Here is a 16,099-nt window from a genome sequence, read left to right on the forward strand (position 1 = left end):
CTCACATCGCCGCCTGGAACAGGGCGTGCATCTGGGCCACGTCGGCGGGCCGCGGGTTGGTGCTCATGCAGGCGTCGGACAGCGCGGTCGTGGCCAGCCGGGGCAGGTCTTCGGGCCGCACACCCAGTTCGGCGAGCCCGCGGGGCACGCCGACGTCGCGGGCGAGCGCATCGATGCGGTCGGCCAGCGCCAGTGCTGCTTCGGCGGCCGGCGTTCCCGGGTCGGCCACCCCCAGGAACGTCGCGATGGCCTTGTACGGCTCGGGGTCGGCTTCGGCGTTGAACCGGATGACGTGCGGAAGCAGGACGCCGTTGACGACGCCGTGCGGCAGGTCCAGCAGCCCGCCCACCTGATGGCTCATCGCATGCGTGGCGCCCAGGATCGCATTGGTGAACGCCAGCCCGGCCTCCAGCGCGGCCTGGGCCATCAGCACCCGCGCCGGCATCTCGTCGGGCCGCTCCAGGGTCGCGGCCAGGTTGTCGGTCACCATCTGCACGGCGCGCAGCGCGTGATGGTCGGTGAGCTGGTTGTGCCCCAGCGAGACGTACGCCTCGATGCCGTGGGTGAGGGCGTCCAGACCGGTGGCGGCGTTGAGCCAATCCGGCATCGTGGTGAGCAGCCGCGGATCGATCACGGTGATGTCGGGCACCAGTGCCCTGCCCAGGATCGTGATCTTGGTGTTGCGGGTGGTGTCGGTGACGATGCAGAACTGCGAGACGTCGGCGCCTGTGCCGGAGGTGGACGGGACGACGACCAGCGGCGGGATCGGCATCTCGGCCTTGTCCACGCCCTCGTAGTCCAAGATGTTGCCGCCGTTGGCGGCCAGGATCGCCACCCCCTTGGCGGCATCGATCACCGATCCGCCACCGACGGCCACCAGCACGTCGCAGCCGAACTCGGCGTAGCGCTCGAATCCCGCGGCGATCTCGTGGTCCTTCGGGTTCGGCGTCAGGTCGTGCCACAGTCGGGTCGCGATGCCCTGGTCGGCGAGGTGGCGCACCATCTCGTCGGCCCAACCGGCTTCGATGAGCCCCGGGTCGGTCACCAGCATCGGCCGCATCGCCCCGAGCCGCATCGCCGCGTGCGCCGCCTCGACCATCGACGACACCCCGAACACGATCTCCGGGGCATGGAACTTCAGCAGCCGTGACTCCACCGCCGCGCTCGTCTGCCCTGTCGCCAGCTGTTTTGTCGTCAGCTGTTTTGTCGTCAGCTGTTTTGTCGTCACTGCCTCGCCTCGCCAGCCTCGGGCCGCGGTCACGTCCTGTGACCGGGCCGACACTCCGCGTTCCACACTACGACCCACACCTCACCTGCCCACGGCTTCCGCCGCGAACTCGTGGGCGGCAGTTTCGAGGCCGGTCAGGTCGGCCACCACGCGCACCCGGTCGCAGAACTCGGCGTAGCGGGGCAGATCGCAGCTGCCCAGACCCCAGGAGTAGCGCGGCTCGGGGGTGAGCCACACGGTTTCGCGCGCGCGGCGGGTGATCTCTTCGAACGCGGCGAGGTTGGGGTCGCGGCCGTTGGTTCGCCCGTCGCCGAGCACCAGCACCGTGGTGCGCCGGGTCACCGCCGAGGAGTGCTCGGCGGTGAACTCGCCGAAGACGGCGCCGTAGTCGGAGTTCGCGGCGGTGTCGATGACGTCCCCGCCGAAGATCTGGCCCAGCGCCCGGTCCCCGGCGTGGTCGCGGAACAGTTCGGTGGTCTCGGCGATGTCGGCGACGAACACGAAGGAGCGGACCTGGGTGAACAGGTCCTGCAGACCGTGTACCAGGCTCAGGGTGAACCGTGACGTCGCCCGCACCGACAGGCTCACGTCGGCCAGCACGACCAGCCTCGGCCGGTCCTCGGCGCGCCGCACGGTGACCGGCATGAACGGCACGCCGTCGAAGCGCATGTTGCGGCGCATGGTCTGTCCGGAGTCGACACGTCCCGCGGCCGCGACCCGGCGCCGGTGGGTCAACGCGCCGTGCAGGGTGCGGGCGAGCCGGCGCAGTGAGTCCTCGAGGTCGGCGCGCTCGGCCTCCCCGATCCGGTCCACCTGGGCTTCGCGCCGCTCCCGCGTCTCGACGATCGCGGTCTCCAGCGCCAGCAGCGCCTCCAGGTGACGCTTGAGCGCTTGCGGCAGGTTCTCCAGCACGCCGGCCAGCCGCCTGCGTAGCGCCGCGGCGTCCTCGTGATCACCGTCCTGAGGGCCGAATTCACCGTCCAGCCAACCGAGTAGGGCCTCCTGCTCGGCGATGGTCAGCTCCGCGTCGACGGGGGTGCCGGCCGACGTCGACAGGTTCCCGACGGTGGGTGCACCGCTCAATCGGTCGGTGGACAGCTGCACCCGGTAGGCGTCGTCGGCGCCGGTGCGGGTCTGATCGCTGAACGCGATCTCGTCGGTCAGCGCGGCTAGATCGATCTTGTTTGCTTCCTGGTGCATGTTGTAGCGCTGCGCGAGATCCTCCTGTTTGAAGTAGTCGCGGATGCTCGACGGCTTGCCGTGCTCATGGCCCTGCTCGGGAGTGTCGCTGGGTTGTTCAGAGAGCGTGAAGGATTCGAGCTCTCCGGTGTCGACGAGGTCGTCGTGCGCGTGGGAGTGCCCGTGGCCGGCGGCGTCGTCACCGACCCGCACGAGGTGAAAGAACGCGTCGAAGATCTCGTCGAACATCGGTCCGTCCCGCTCGTCCTTGACCAGCGCGACGCGTAAAGCGGTGCGCAGCAGGGCTCGCGACGACAGCACGCCGGGCTGCGCGGCACACCGCATCGCGTCGGTCGCCTCGGGGATCGAGACTCGCACCCCGCCGAGACGGAGAAGCCGGACGAAGCGGTGCAGCGTGGCTTCCATCGGTCACAGTGCCCGGCGTCGACCCAAGGTCGCGGTATCCGACCTCTTGGGAGTGCCGTAGTAACCGTCGGTGAAGCGGCCGGGCTTGTCCTTGGCCAGCCGGGCGGTCCGACCGTCATCACCGTGATCGTGATCGTGATCGTCGCCGTGCGGGTGGTCATGGCTGTGCCCGTGCGGATGGTCATGCGAATGATGCTTGTGCTCAAGCACTGTCGCGTTCGGATCGACCAGGCGAGGCAGCGCGTCGAGTGCCTTACGGACATCCTTGTCGTATTTCACCACGACCGACACGGTGTCCGAGAGCACCTGGGCCGACAGGTCGTCGACCCCGAGGACAGCCAGGGTGCGCGCCCAGTCGATGGTCTCGGAGATGCTGGGCGCCTTGCGTAGTTCGAGTTCACGAAGCCCACGCACGACATCGACGAGCTGTGTGGCGAGCGCATCGGAGAGCCCGGTGTTTTTCGACTTCACGATCTGCAGTTCCCGCTCGGCCGCCGGATAGTCGAGGAACAGGTGCAGGCACCGCCTCTTGAGCGCCGCCGCGAGGTCGCGGGTGTTGTTCGACGTGAGGATCACATACGGTGCGTGGATCGCGGTGAACGTGCCCAACTCAGGAACCGAAACCTGGTACTCGCCAAGCAGTTCCAGCAGAACCGCTTCCAGAGCCTCGTCGGCGCGGTCGATCTCGTCGATCAGCAGCACCACCGGCTCGGCGGACCGCACCGCCTCAAGCAGGGGTCGCGGTGCAAGGAAGCGGTCGGAGAAGAACACACTCTCCTGGGTGCCGATCCGCTCGACGGCCTCGTCGAGGTCTGTCGCATCGGCTACCAGCTGCCCGATCTTCTCCCGCAGGATCTGGGTGTAGAGCAGCTGCTTGCCGTAATCCCATTCGTAGAGTGCCTTGGTCTCGTCCTGCCCTTCGTAGCACTGCAGGCGAAGCAGCCGGCGGCCGGTCGCTGCCGCCAGTACCTTGGCCAGTTCGGTCTTGCCGACACCGGCCGGTCCCTCGATCAGCAGCGGCTTGTCCAGGCGGGTCTGCAGGAACACCGTGGTGGCCAGGCGCTCGTCGGCGATGTAACCCTCGCCGGCGAGCGCCTCGCGCACCCCCTCCACGGAAGAGAACATGTCAGGGCAGCAGCTCGTCGAGGCTGCCGTTCATGCAGTGATCGACCACCGGGCGCACGGTGTCGAACGTGCATTCCTTCGCATTGCCGGGTGTACACGCATCACCGAGGACGTGGTTGGTGATGCGATCGACGTCGGCCTTGTCACCCTTGATGACCGGTGCGTTCTCGTAGAACTTGGTGGGCCCCTTGCCCAGTCGGTTCTTCGAGTAGCTGTCCTGCTTGACGTCGACGAAGCGCTCGATGATGTTGACGTCGCGCAGCAGGCGGATCGCCGCGGCCAGCGCCGCGTCGGCGGCCTGCACGTCGGTCATACCGTAGGTGTCCACACCCATCGCCTGGGCGATGTCGGCGAAGCGCTTGTAGGCCACCGGCATGTTGAACGCCCACACCCGGGGAAGGGCGATCGCGTTGTTCAGCCCGTGGTGGGTGTCGTAGAACGCGCTGACGGCGTGGGAGATCGAGTGGATGATGCCGAGGCCACCGGAGTTGAAGGCCTGCGCGGCGATGTACTGGGCGTACATCATGCCTTCGCGGCCCTTGAGATCCGTTCCGTTCCAGGTGGCTTCGCGCAGGTTCTCCGCGGTCAGCTTGATCGCACGGATCGCATTGCCCAGTGACGGTTCGAAATTGAGCCGCGACACGTAGGGTTCCGAGGCGTGTGCGAGCACGTCGAAGCCGCACTGCGCGGTGTAGTCGGTGGGGCATTCGTAGTACAGCACCGGGTCGTCGACAGCCAGCGTGGCCACCGAGGCATCGTCGAACGCCACGTACTTGTGCGGGTTGTCCGGATCGGTGGTGGTGTCGGTGATGACGTAGGCCCACGAGGTCTCCGAGCCGGTGCCCGCGGTGGTGGAGATCGCGATGTGCGGCGGGTTCTTCGGGTTCTCGCTCTTGTTGAAGCCCTCGAAGTCGTTGACGTTGCGGCCGTCATGCGCGATCGAGATGCGGGCACCCTTGCAGGCGTCGTGGGTGGAGCCGCCCCCGATGGAGATGAAGCTGTCGCATTCGTTCTCCTGGTAGAGCTTCACCGAGTCCATCACGTTGTAGTCCTTGGGATTGGACTCCACCTGGTCGTAGACCACGACCTCCAGGCCGTGCCACTTCAGCGACTCGGCCATGTTGTGCACGATGTCGGTTCCGCGCAGGCCCGAGCTCATCAGCAGCACCCGCTTGAAGCCCATCTTGAGAGCTTCCGGGCCGACCATCTCGTGCGCGCCGGGACCCATCATGGCGCGCGGGAACGGATGAAACTCCTTGATGGGGAAGGGCTTCAGGAGATCTTCGACCTTCATGGCTGCTGTCCTTTCCAGAACCCGATCTGCAGTGCGTGGCTGGTGTCGGGCACCACCATGGCATGGCAGATGTGACGTGGAGAACACCTGCGGGCCACAACCGAATCGTCGGGCAGCGCAAGTGCGGACAGACGGGCAGGGCCCGACCTACCCGGTCGGAGAGGTCTCCCTGGGCCGATCGCTGGTGTCGTGGTCGTCGACCATCGTGGATTCGTCGAACGGACGGTTCCCGTCGAGCACGTCACGCAGACGTTCGTGGTCCACGCTGTGCGTCCAGTGCCCGACGAGAAGCGTGGCGACGGCGTTGCCGGAGAAGTTGGTCAGCGCCCGCGCCTCGGACATGAACCGGTCGATGCCGACGATGATCCCGACACCATCGAGCAGTTCGGGTCGGTGACTCTGCAACCCGGCGGCCAGGGTGGCCAGCCCGGCGCCGCTGACGCCGGCGGCCCCCTTCGACGCGACGATCATGAACGCCAGCAGGCCGAGCTGCTCAGGGATGGACAGCGGGTCGCCCAAGGCGTCGGCGATGAACAGCGAGGCCATCGTCAGATAGATCGCGGTGCCGTCGAGGTTGAACGAGTATCCGGTCGGCACGACGATGCCGACCGTCGCGGGTTTCACCCCGGCGTGCTCCATCTTCGCGATGAGCCGCGGCAGCGCCGATTCCGACGACGACGTCGCGACTATCAGCAGGTACTCCCGGGCCAGGTAGCGGGCGAGCTTGAACACCGACACCCTAGCCACCATCCACAGCAACGCGCCCAGCACGCCGAACACGAAGATCACGCACGTCAGATAGAAGGCCGCCATCAGCACGCCGAGCTGGATGACCGCCTCGAAGCCGGTGTCGCCGACCACCTCGGCGATGGCGCCGAAGGCACCGATCGGCGCGAGCCACAGCACGCCGATCAGGATCTTGAACACCAACTTCTGCAGCGCCTCGATGCCGCGCAGCAGCGGCTCCCCGGTGGCACCCAGCGACTGGATGCCGAATCCGACGAGCAGCGCCACGAACAGCGCCTGCAGCACGTTGCCCTCGGTAACCGACGAGAACAGCGTGGACGGGATGATGTTGGCAATGAAATCCATTGCTCCGCCGGCAGATTCGGCCTCACCGGCCAGTTCCGCACCCTTGCCGGGATCACTCGGCACGTTCAACCCGGTGCCCGGGCTGATCAGGTTTCCGACCACCAGACCGATGGCCAGCGCCACCGTCGACATCACCAGGAAGTAGGCGATGGCCAGGCCGCCGACCTTGCCGACCGAGGTGGCGGCTTTCACCTTGCCGATGCCGAGGACCACGGTGCAGAAGATGACGGGGACGATCATCATCTTGATCAGCTTGACGAACAGCTCCCCCAGCACGCCCAGCGAACCGGCGACCTCGGGTGCCACCAGCCCGACGATGATGCCGGCGATGACCGCGACGATCACCATGATGTAGAGCCAGTGCGTGCGGTCGCGCTTCTTCTCCGGCTTGGACGGCTCCTGCGGTTCCCGTTCGTCGGCCTCGGTGGCGGTCATGGGCAGTGTCCCTCCAAGGTCCCTCCAGTGATGATGCAGCAGGGATAACCAGAAGTGCCCCGCGTCACACCCGAGCGACGGCCGCCAAGGCTGAGGTGAGCGTCGCCAGGTCGTCGTCGGTGACGTCGACGTGCGGTGAGACCCGCAGGGCCGGACGGGTCATCACCTGCGGCGCACGCTCGACGCCGATGAAGGTGGTGAGAATGCCGTGGTCGACGATCAGGTCGGCGCGTACCGTCGCGGCGTCGACGCCGTCGGGCGGGGTCAGCGTCGTGATCGCACTCGGTTCCTCGATGCTCTCCCGCACGTGCCAGCCCGCCACGTCGGCCAGCGCGCGGCGGGTCTGCGCGCCCACCTCCCGCAGCCGGGCCTGCACGTTCGCCGGTCCGGCGGCGATGTGCTCACCGATGGCCACCGAGAATCCGACGTGCGAGGCGACGCTGGTTTCGGCGTGCGCGATCCGCATCTGCGTGCCGTCGGACAGCAGCCCGGGGCGGGTGGCCAGCACGCCCACCCCACGTGGCCCGGCCGACCACTTCCGTGACGACGAGTAGATCGCGTCGGCTCCGATGTCCGTGCAGTCGAGATGCGAGAACGCCTGCGCCGCATCGACGATCAGCGGTAGGCCCTGGCTACGGCACGCGCCGGCGAGCTCGCGGACCGGCTGGACGACCCCGCTGTGACTGCCCAGCATCGTCAGGTGCACCAGCGCGGGCGGATCGCTGGCCAGCGCCGAACCGACGGCGTCGAGGTCCAGCCGTCCGAAACCGTCGACGGGCAGGTCGCGGATCTCGAAGCCGTGGCGCGCCATGATCGCCAGGTTGGGCCCGTATTCGCCGGTCAGACAGGCGATCACCCGGTCTCCCGCCCAGTCTGCGAGCAGGACGTCGAGGGCGTGGTTGGACCCCGTGGTGAAGAACACCTCGGCGTCGGCCATCCCCGTCAGTGCCTGCACCCCCGCACGACCCGCGTCGAGCACCGGGGTCGCTGCGACTGCGGCGACGTAACCGCCGACCTCGGCCTCGTGTCGAGCGTGCTGGGCCGCGGCCTCGAGCGCAGCGAAACCCTGCCGCGAACACGCTGCGCTGTCTAGGTGCACGCCGGCGGCTGGCGGGCGCGCGGCCCGCCACGTCTCGGCGAGTGTCATTTCACCGCCAACGACAGCCCGAAGTCGCCGGCCTCATCGGTCCACCACTGCGTGCGGGTGAGTCCGGCCGCACGGAGTTCGGCGTCCACGCCCTCAGGCCGGAACTTGCACGACACTTCGGTGAGCATCTCCTCGCCGTCGGCGAAATCGACCGTGAGGTCGAGCGCCGGGATGTGGACGCGCTGCGCGCGAGTCGATCGCAGCCACATCTCGATGCGTTCCTCGTCGGAATTCCACCGTGCGACATGGGCGAAGGCGGCCACGTCGAAGTCCGCGCCAAGTTCCCGGTTCACCACGGCGAGCACGTTGAGGTTGAACTGTGCCGTCACGCCGGCGCTGTCGTCGTAGGCGCGGACCAATCGCTCGGAATCCTTGACCAGGTCGGTACCGAGCAGCAGGGTGTCTCCGGGCTGCATCATCGCCGCGACCGACGAGAGGAACTCGGCGCGCGGCCCTGCGGTGAGGTTGCCGATGGTGGAGCCCAGGAACGCCACCAGGCGACGCCCGGTGGCCGGGATCTTGCCCAGGTGCTCCTCGAAATCACCGCACACTGCGGCGATCTCGATGCCCGGATACTCGTCGGCTATCGCGGCGCCGGCGGCGGTGAGAACTGTGGCGTCGACGTCGAACGGGATGAACCTGCGCAGGGCGCCGCGCTCACGCATCGCGTCGAGCAGCCGGCGAGTCTTCTCCGAGGTCCCGCTGCCCAGTTCGACGAGCGTGTCGGCGCCGGATGCCGCCGCGATCTCACCGGCGTGCGCTGCCAGGATCTGCGCTTCCGCGCGCGTCGGGTAGTACTCGGGCAGCCGGGTGATCTGATCGAACAGATCGCTGCCGACCGAATCGTAGAACCATTTGGGCGGCAACGACTTCGGAGTGCTGGTGAGCCCGTCGCGGACGTCACGGCGCAGCGCGGCCTCGGCGGCGTCGGCGGCCAGGTAGTTCTCCAGGGAGAACGTCATCACGATCCTTTCAGCGGTGTGAGGTCGACCCGGACATCATTGGCGGTGTCGGACACCCCGACCCGAACGTCGACGAGGTGACGATCGGGGATCTCCTGCCACGCCGGATCGTCGTCATAGGGTTCGCTGGCCAGCACCACGCCGTCGGGCCGGCGCAGCACCGACAGGGTGTCCCCCCACGTCGTGGCCAGCAGTCGAGAACCGTTGCCCGCCAGGATGTTCAACCGGGCGTTCGGATCGTCGGCGGCCACCCCGGCCACGGTGTCGCCGAGCCTGTCGAGGCCGCGGTCGAAGATGAGCGCGGCCAGCAGCGCGCTGTCGTTGGTCGATTCCGCGTGCGGGGACAGCGGCAGCACCGCGCGGTCGACCAGCCCGTTGTGCGACAGCAGCCAGGTCCCGTCGGTGAACGGCGCCGACGCCGAGGCCTCGATCGGCATCCCCACGCTGGCCGAGCGCACCGCGGCGACCACACACGAGCTGCTCAGCGCCGGCGCCACCGAGGCGAACGACGCGTCACCCCACAGCGGCCCGGCACTGCGCCACCGCCGCGGCTGCGCACCGTCGAAAAAGCCTGCCCCCCAACCGTCGGCGTTCATCAGGCCGTGCTTCTGCCTGCGCGGGGCATATGACTGCACCAGCAACGCGGACGGCGGCTCGAGCATCAGCGAGGCCAGCGTGACCGGCGCGCCCAACCAGGCCAAGTGCCTACACATGCCTACACATCCCAAGCCAACCGCACGCCCGAGAAGATCTGCCTGCGGATCGGGTGGTCCCAGTTGCGGAAGCTCGGCCGCAGAATCCCGGGCGCCACCGCCCACGATCCGCCGCGCAGCACGCGGTAGTCACCAGTGGTGACGCCGTCGAAGAACGGTGTGGAGTACTGCTCGTACACCATCGGGGTGAATCCCGGCCACGGCCGCAGCGTCGAGGTGGTCCACTCCCAGACGTCGCCGAGCATCTGTTCGGCGCCGTAGGCCGACGCACCTGACGGATAGGCGCCGACCGGCGCGGGCCGCAGCGCCGCGCCACCGAGGTTGGCCCGATCGGCAGACGGGGCTTGCGAACCCCAGGGGTAACGCCGGCGCCGGTGCGCAGCCGGGTCCCACGCGCACGCCTTCTCCCACTCGACCTCGGTGGGCAGCCGCGCACCAGCCCATGCCGCGTACGCCTGCGCTTCGTGGAAATCGACGTGCTGGACGGGCTCGTCGGCGGGAATGTCCTCGGTGTGGCCGAAGCGGGTGCGGGTGCCTGCCAGCGCTCCGGTGTTCCAGAACTGCGGCGCGCTCAGCCCGGCCCGCTGCCGATGGGCCCACCCGGCGTCCGACCACCAGCGCCGCTGGTCGTACCCGCCGTCGTCGATGAACTGTTGCCACTCGCCGTTGGTGACGGGAACTCGGCCGATCCGAAACGCCGGCACGTCGACTGTGTGTGCTGGGCGCTCGTTGTCCAACGAGAAGGGTTCGGCGGTCGCGTCGACACCCATCACGAACTCGCCGGCAGGCACCTCGACCCACGTCCCTGCGAGCCCGGCGCGGCCCGCGGGCAGGGCCGCGCCCCGGTCGAGCAGCGGCGCACCGGAACGCAGGTTCAGTGCCTGCAGCATGGTCTCGTCGTGCTGGTTCTCATGGCTGGCCACCATCCCGAACGTGAAGGCCTCGGGATGGTCGTCGGGCAGCGCGTCCAGCACGTCGAGCACCTTGTTGCGCACCGTGGTGCAGTAGGCGCGCGCGTCGGCGGGCGGCAGCAGCGGCAGGTTCGCCCGGCTGGCTCGCGAATGCACGAACGCGTCGTAGAGCTGGTCGACCTCGCGCGTGAGCATGCCGGGACGGTCGGGATTACCGCCCCGCAGCAGCCACAGTTCTTCTTGCTGGCCGATGTGCGCGAGATCCCAGATCAGTGGGCTCATCAGGGGGTCGTACTGCCGGCGCACCTCGGCGTCGTCGAAGTCGACCAGCCGCAGGGTGCGGTCGCGGGCGACGGTCAGTTCCTCGGCCAGTACCTCGCGCGTCGTCACTGTTCCCCTTCTGCCAGGTGGGCGACCGCTGCCGCGATGCCGGAGGCCACCACGCGGTCTGCGAAGTCGTCGGCGGCGCAACGACCCCGCTCGACCGAACGCACCATCACATCCATCGATTCCGTCAGTTCCGCCGGAGCCCGCTCGGCGGCGGCGTTCACGCACGTCAGCGCGGCCGCGTGCAGATGCCGATCGGCCAGACCGACCCGGGCCGCGCGATCCCACTCGGTGGCGACCTCCTCGGTGGCCTCCGCCGCGATGTCGGCGGCGGCCGGGTCGTCGAGAAGTGTCGCGAGCGTCCATGCCACCGCGGGCCACAACGCGTCGGGCACGCTGTCCAGATAGCGGATCTCCAAGAAGCCGCGCGGCCGCACCGGCGGAAACAGCGTGGTCAGGTGGTAGTCGAGATCGGCCTTGGTGGGCCGCCGACCGCCGAGGAGAACCCGACCGTCGGCCCAGTCCGCGAACGGCACCCACTCGGCGACCGGCTGCGGGTCGGGGGTGTGCACCAACATGACCGGCGCCCGCAGCGCGTAGCGCGCCCAGTCACTGGCCGGATCGTCGCCTCTGACACCGAGCACGGGCCCGCAGCGCGCGGAGTCGAGCTGCCCCCACACCCGCTGCCGGCTCGACTGCCAGCCGGTGAAGGCGCCGGCGAGCACCGGTGAGTTCGCCGCGACCGCGATCATCGTGGGGCCAAGCGCATGAGCCAGCCGCACCCGCTCGGCCCACTGCTGCCGCAGACCGGCCTCGAGGTTGACCTGGATCGACGCGGTGGACGTCATCATCGCCGCCCCGGCCTCACCGGTGCCGCTGGTCGAGAAGAAACGCTCCATGGCCTGGTAGCGGCCACCGGGGTTGACCCGTCCCGGAGGCCGTAACGGGTCGGCCCCGAGGAGCACCAGCCCCAGGCCCGCCTGGAGAAATGCCGTGCGCAGCGCGGCGCGATCGGAGCGCATCGCTGCGATCGCGGCAGCGGGATCAGCCGCCGGCGGCCCCGAGAGCTCGACCGCTCCACCGGGCTCGACGGTGACGACGCTGCCGCCGGGCAGCGGGGGCAGCGTCGCGATGGTGGCGGTCAGCTCGTCCCAGCCGGGACGGCGCCCCGGATCGGCCAAGACGAAGCAATGGGCCTCGACCTCGAGGCCCACCCCGCCGACCGGCCCGTCGACGAGGCAGCTGGCGACGAGACGCTCCGCGGCGGCTTCGGCGCTGGCCAGGGTGTCGCCGGGCGAAGCGTCGCACGGCATGGTGCGGGCCATATCAGGCGCCCTCTTTCCATCGTTGGCGATCTGCGAAGAGAAGTCTTCCCGTTTATCTTCCAGATCGCACCGACAATTCCCCGTCCGCGCCGTGACACACCCATGACGTGCCTGCCAGGGCTTGCAGCGTTACTGCCCGAGCGTGTTCTGCATGGCGCCGGCGAGCACGTTGACCGCGGGTCCGCCGTTGCCCGACTGGCACACCTTGGCTTGCAGCAGCACGTTCTCCCTCAAGCGGGTGGTGACGAAGCACCGCCTGTCGGTGGCTGCGCCCGAGGTCGCCGGCCACGCGGCTCCGACCTCCTGCTTGACCCAGTCGGCCTGTGCGGCGCCCGCGGGCCCGCCCGTGAAGCTCCACACCTGGGTGCTGCCGTTGTCCAGGTGCATCGCGGTGGTCTGACCGCTGCAGCCGACGGTCCGATCGACGACCCGGTGGTAGGCGCGCCCGGCGGCGTCGGCGGTGGCGAAGACGCCGACCGCCTGTTTGACGAAGTGGGTCATGTCGGACGGGGATTCCTGCGCCGTCGCGCCGCTGAACGCGGCGAGGTCGGGGTCCAGGTACACCTCGGGCAACCCGATGTCAGCCCAGTTGTTGCACACCGGGTTGTCGACCCAATAGGCCTGGGACGGCGCGGTGAACGTCGACTCGAGCCCGAGGCGAGCACCCACGATGTTGCCGACAGAGCCCTTGTTCAGTACGGCGTAGTTCACGACTCCGGGGTCGGAGGGCCGGGCGGCGGCAGGGGCTGCGAACGCGAGGCCTAGACCGACACCCACAGTGGCGACACAGCCCACGGCGACGGCTTTCACCTCACCGATCATGCCAGCCCCTACGGGGCGGCTCCGACGACGCTCAGCAGCCGCAGGTTCGCCAACGCCGCGGACCCGGGCGGGGGTGTGAGCACCACCAGCTTCTGTCCGTGGGTGGCTGCCAGGACCTCGCAGTCCAAGGTGAGTGGGCCGACGGTGGTGAGAAATGTCTTGCGCTGCATCCGCCGGACGGCCACTTCGTGGCGCTCCCACAGTTCGGCGAACTCCGAACTCTGCTGTAGGAGAGCGTCGACGAGTTCCCTGACGTCCGGGTCCGCACGCCGACGCGCCCACACCGCGCGAAGGTCGGCCACAATGATCCGACTGTGCTCGGCGCGCTCGTGCGGTGGGACCCGCTCACGCATCCGCGGTTCGGTGAACCACCGATAGCTCATGCTGGCCGACAGGCCGCTGTGGGCGTGCGCGTCGACGAGATCACCCATCAGCACCGTGGCGAGATCGTTCTGCGCCAGCACGACGTAGGTGTCCGAGGTGACGAATGCGGCTGCGTCGCGCAGCTGGTCGAGCACGAACATCAACGCGGGACCGACGTGCATCGACCGGCTCCCGCGATCGGGCGCGGCGTGGCCTGCGAGGTGGTACAGATGGTCGGTCTCGTCCTCGGAGAGTCGGAGCGCCCGCGCCATCGCCCGGACCATCTGGGTGGACGGTTGCGTGCTCCTGCCCTGTTCCAGCCGGCCGTAGTAGTCAGCCGACATTCCTGCCAGCTGGGCCACCTCCTCGCGCCGCAGTCCTGCGGTGCGGCGACGCGCGCCGTCGGGTAGACCGACCTCGGCCGGCGTGATGGCCTCCCGGCGTCGGCGCAGGAAGCCGGCGAGCGCGTCACGATCCATAGGGGAATTGTCGTCGCGACGTCCCCGTTCAGCCAGGGACTCCGAGTCCCCGGCAGAACGTGCCGTGGCTGCCAACTCGCAGTGCGTCGACAGTGAGGTCATGCGAACCGCCACACTCAGAACACTGACCACATCCGCACTCGGGCTCGGCTGCATGGGCATGTCGGGTGCCTACGGCCACGCCGACCGAACGGAGAGCATGGCGACGATCCATGCGGCCCTCGACGCGGGAATCACGCTGCTGGACACCGGAGATTTCTACGGCATGGGCCACAACGAACTGGTGCTGGGCGAGGCACTGAGGTCGATCCCCCGCGACTCGTACCAGCTGAGCGTCAAGTTCGGTGGGCAACTCGGTCCGGACGGCGCATGGCTCGGCTTCGATGCTCGTCCGGCGTCGGTGAAGGCCGCCGCAGCCTATTCGTTGCAGCGACTGGGCACCGATCACATCGACGTCTACCGTCCCGCACGCCTGGATCCGATGGTGCCGATCGAGGAAACCGTAGGTGCCATCGGCGAACTCGTCGACAGCGGCTACGTCCGGCACATCGGGTTGTCCGAGGTCGGCGCCGACACCATACGGCGGGCCACCACGGTACGGCCGATCACGGATCTGCAGATCGAGTACTCCCTCGCCTCCCGCGGTGTGGAACGCGAGATCCGTTCGGTCTGCCGGGAACTCGGCATCGGAATCACTGCCTACGGCGTGTTGGGCCGTGGCCTCCTGGGCGGACATTGGACCGCGTCCGGCGCCGGCGACATGCGGACCCGCAGTCCGCGGTTCTCCGGTGAAAACCTCACGCGCAACCTCGATCTGGTCGAATCTCTCCGCGCAGTGGCCGAGGACCTCGGCATCTCTGTGGCACAGGCCGCCATCGCGTGGGTGGTGGCACGTGGCACCGACGTCGTCGCGTTGATCGGCGCGCGCACTCGCATCCGGCTGCAGGAGGCCCTCGGCGCGATCGACGTGGACCTGACCGAGGCCCAGCTCGCCCGCATCGAGTCCGCGGTGCCCGCGAACCAGGTGGCCGGTGACCGCTACCCCGCCGCGCACCTGGCGTCGCTCGACTCGGAACGGTGAGCATCCACCGCCTCAGCCGTCGGCACGGTCTTCGCGCTCGGTCGGCCCCGCGGACACAGCGTCCCCACACGGGTCGGTGTGCCAGTCCCCGAAAGGGTCCGCGTAGCTGGACCATTCGTGTGCACTGTTCATCTCGGTGTCGGTGAGCACAGCGTCGCGCAGTGCACGCGTGATGTCCCGGGCGTGCGCGCCGCACGTCAGCACCGCCAACGAGGTGTGCCGGTCGCCGTGGCGCGCGTCCCACATCAGGTTCGCCATCGCCCGACGTTCCGGATTGACATAGGCGACCTCACGAGTTGTCATCGCAGCCAACCACTTTCCTGCGTTGCTCACCCTCAGTCCTCCGCCGGCGGACTCCAACCACATCACCCGGTCGGGCCGGTTGGCCAGCCAGAGCCGGCCTCGGCTGCGGATCACGCCGTCGAGCAGCACGTCGAGTGCGTCGTGTAGGCGTTGGGGATGAAAGGGACGCCGCGCGGTGAACTCGACCAATCCGACGCGGCCGTCGGAATCCAACGGCGGTTGACCACCCAACAGCGATGCGTGCGGATCGTCGCTGCGCCCGCGCCGCGCGTCGGGTTCCAGGTGCGCGAGTGAGAGTTCGAGCCGGTGGGTGCCGACGGTGACGCGGGCTCGCGGCGCGAGTCGGCGAACCACGGCGAGTGTCTCGGGCTCCGGGGCGCTTGCGACGACGACGTCGGCGAATTCGACCTGCCCGACGACCACCTGCGCCACAGTGCGACCGTCGGCCAGCTCCTCCTCGCCGAGCGCCTGGGACAGCCAACTGTGGGCGTCGACGGCGCTGATCACTGCTGCGAGGGACACCTCACGCGAAGCGGGCGAATGCGTGATCGCGACACAGACGGGTTCGGGTTCCAGCCACGGCGCGAGGCGCACGACGATCCGGTCGACGCGGCCGCGGCGGTGTAGGTGGCACAGATGGGCCAGCAGATCCTCGCGCACGGTGCAGCCGAGGCAGCAGTTCCTCAATTCCAGCACGGTATCGGCCTTCACGGTGATCCCGCGCTGCATCGACGCGGTGGTGCGGTGCACCACGTGGCCGTCGAAGTAGTGCTCTACCAGCGTCGTCCCCGGCCGTTCGAGAAGAACTCGGGCAATCTCGCCGGTGCCGTCCTGGCCGGTTACGACGATGACGGGGGTGCGCATCGGCAGACTCCTTATCGGGAATG

At 68.7% G+C, this 16,099-nt stretch carries 14 protein-coding genes; 1 reads left to right on the top strand and 13 read right to left on the bottom strand.

Features of this window, described 5'->3' with window-relative positions:
* Position 1 precedes the first annotated feature (1 nt).
* From ACZYYX_RS00780 to ACZYYX_RS00835, 12 genes are all read right to left on the bottom strand, one after another.
* Positions 2-1,183: an iron-containing alcohol dehydrogenase gene (locus tag ACZYYX_RS00780; RefSeq protein ID WP_463814748.1), complete on the bottom strand. Its 1,182-nt coding sequence runs from the start codon at positions 1,181-1,183 to the stop codon at positions 2-4.
* A gap of 126 nt (positions 1,184-1,309) precedes the next feature.
* Positions 1,310-2,833, bottom strand: coding sequence for a VWA domain-containing protein (locus ACZYYX_RS00785; protein WP_463812502.1), 1,524 nt, complete (start codon positions 2,831-2,833; stop codon positions 1,310-1,312).
* A gap of 3 nt (positions 2,834-2,836) precedes the next feature.
* On the bottom strand, positions 2,837-3,958 hold the full coding sequence (locus ACZYYX_RS00790) for an AAA family ATPase (protein ID WP_463812503.1): 1,122 nt from the start codon (positions 3,956-3,958) through the stop codon (positions 2,837-2,839).
* A gap of 1 nt (position 3,959) precedes the next feature.
* Positions 3,960-5,252 (bottom strand): NDMA-dependent methanol dehydrogenase, encoded by a 1,293-nt coding sequence (gene mdo, locus ACZYYX_RS00795; protein ID WP_463812504.1) that lies wholly within the window; start codon positions 5,250-5,252, stop codon positions 3,960-3,962.
* A 147-nt stretch (positions 5,253-5,399) separates the two neighbouring features.
* Positions 5,400-6,779, bottom strand: a complete 1,380-nt coding sequence (locus ACZYYX_RS00800) for a cation:dicarboxylate symporter family transporter (RefSeq protein ID WP_463812505.1) — start codon at positions 6,777-6,779, stop codon at positions 5,400-5,402.
* Between the two features lie 64 nt (positions 6,780-6,843).
* Positions 6,844-7,926, bottom strand: a complete 1,083-nt coding sequence (egtE, locus tag ACZYYX_RS00805; protein ID WP_463812506.1) for an ergothioneine biosynthesis PLP-dependent enzyme EgtE — start codon at positions 7,924-7,926, stop codon at positions 6,844-6,846.
* Positions 7,923-8,888 (bottom strand): L-histidine N(alpha)-methyltransferase, encoded by a 966-nt coding sequence (gene egtD / locus ACZYYX_RS00810; protein WP_463812507.1) that lies wholly within the window; start codon positions 8,886-8,888, stop codon positions 7,923-7,925. Before egtD ends, egtE begins: the two co-directional genes overlap by 4 nt.
* Positions 8,888-9,601, bottom strand: coding sequence for an ergothioneine biosynthesis protein EgtC (gene egtC, locus ACZYYX_RS00815; RefSeq protein WP_463812508.1), 714 nt, complete (start codon positions 9,599-9,601; stop codon positions 8,888-8,890). The genes egtD and egtC overlap by 1 nt, the downstream gene beginning before the upstream one ends.
* A 2-nt stretch (positions 9,602-9,603) precedes the next feature.
* Complete coding sequence (egtB, locus tag ACZYYX_RS00820; protein ID WP_463812509.1) at positions 9,604-10,902, bottom strand: ergothioneine biosynthesis protein EgtB; 1,299 nt, start codon at positions 10,900-10,902, stop codon at positions 9,604-9,606.
* Positions 10,899-12,164, bottom strand: coding sequence for an ergothioneine biosynthesis glutamate--cysteine ligase EgtA (gene egtA, locus ACZYYX_RS00825; RefSeq protein ID WP_463812510.1), 1,266 nt, complete (start codon positions 12,162-12,164; stop codon positions 10,899-10,901). Before egtA ends, egtB begins: the two co-directional genes overlap by 4 nt.
* A gap of 129 nt (positions 12,165-12,293) precedes the next feature.
* Positions 12,294-12,986, bottom strand: a complete 693-nt coding sequence (locus tag ACZYYX_RS00830) for a sensor domain-containing protein (protein ID WP_463812511.1) — start codon at positions 12,984-12,986, stop codon at positions 12,294-12,296.
* A gap of 8 nt (positions 12,987-12,994) precedes the next feature.
* Positions 12,995-13,828 (bottom strand): helix-turn-helix transcriptional regulator, encoded by an 834-nt coding sequence (locus ACZYYX_RS00835; RefSeq protein WP_463812512.1) that lies wholly within the window; start codon positions 13,826-13,828, stop codon positions 12,995-12,997.
* A gap of 100 nt (positions 13,829-13,928) precedes the next feature.
* On the opposite strand from ACZYYX_RS00835, the gene ACZYYX_RS00840 reads away from it, so the two are divergent.
* Entirely contained in the window at positions 13,929-14,909 is a 981-nt protein-coding gene (locus ACZYYX_RS00840; RefSeq protein WP_463812513.1) for an aldo/keto reductase, read from the top strand.
* Between the two features lie 12 nt (positions 14,910-14,921).
* On the opposite strand, the gene mrf is transcribed toward ACZYYX_RS00840, so the two are convergent.
* Positions 14,922-16,076, bottom strand: a complete 1,155-nt coding sequence (mrf, locus tag ACZYYX_RS00845) for a ribosome hibernation factor-recruiting GTPase MRF (RefSeq protein ID WP_463812514.1) — start codon at positions 16,074-16,076, stop codon at positions 14,922-14,924.
* Positions 16,077-16,099 lie beyond the last annotated feature (23 nt).

The sequence above is a fragment of the Mycobacterium sp. IDUB_1 genome (assembly GCF_055419625.1).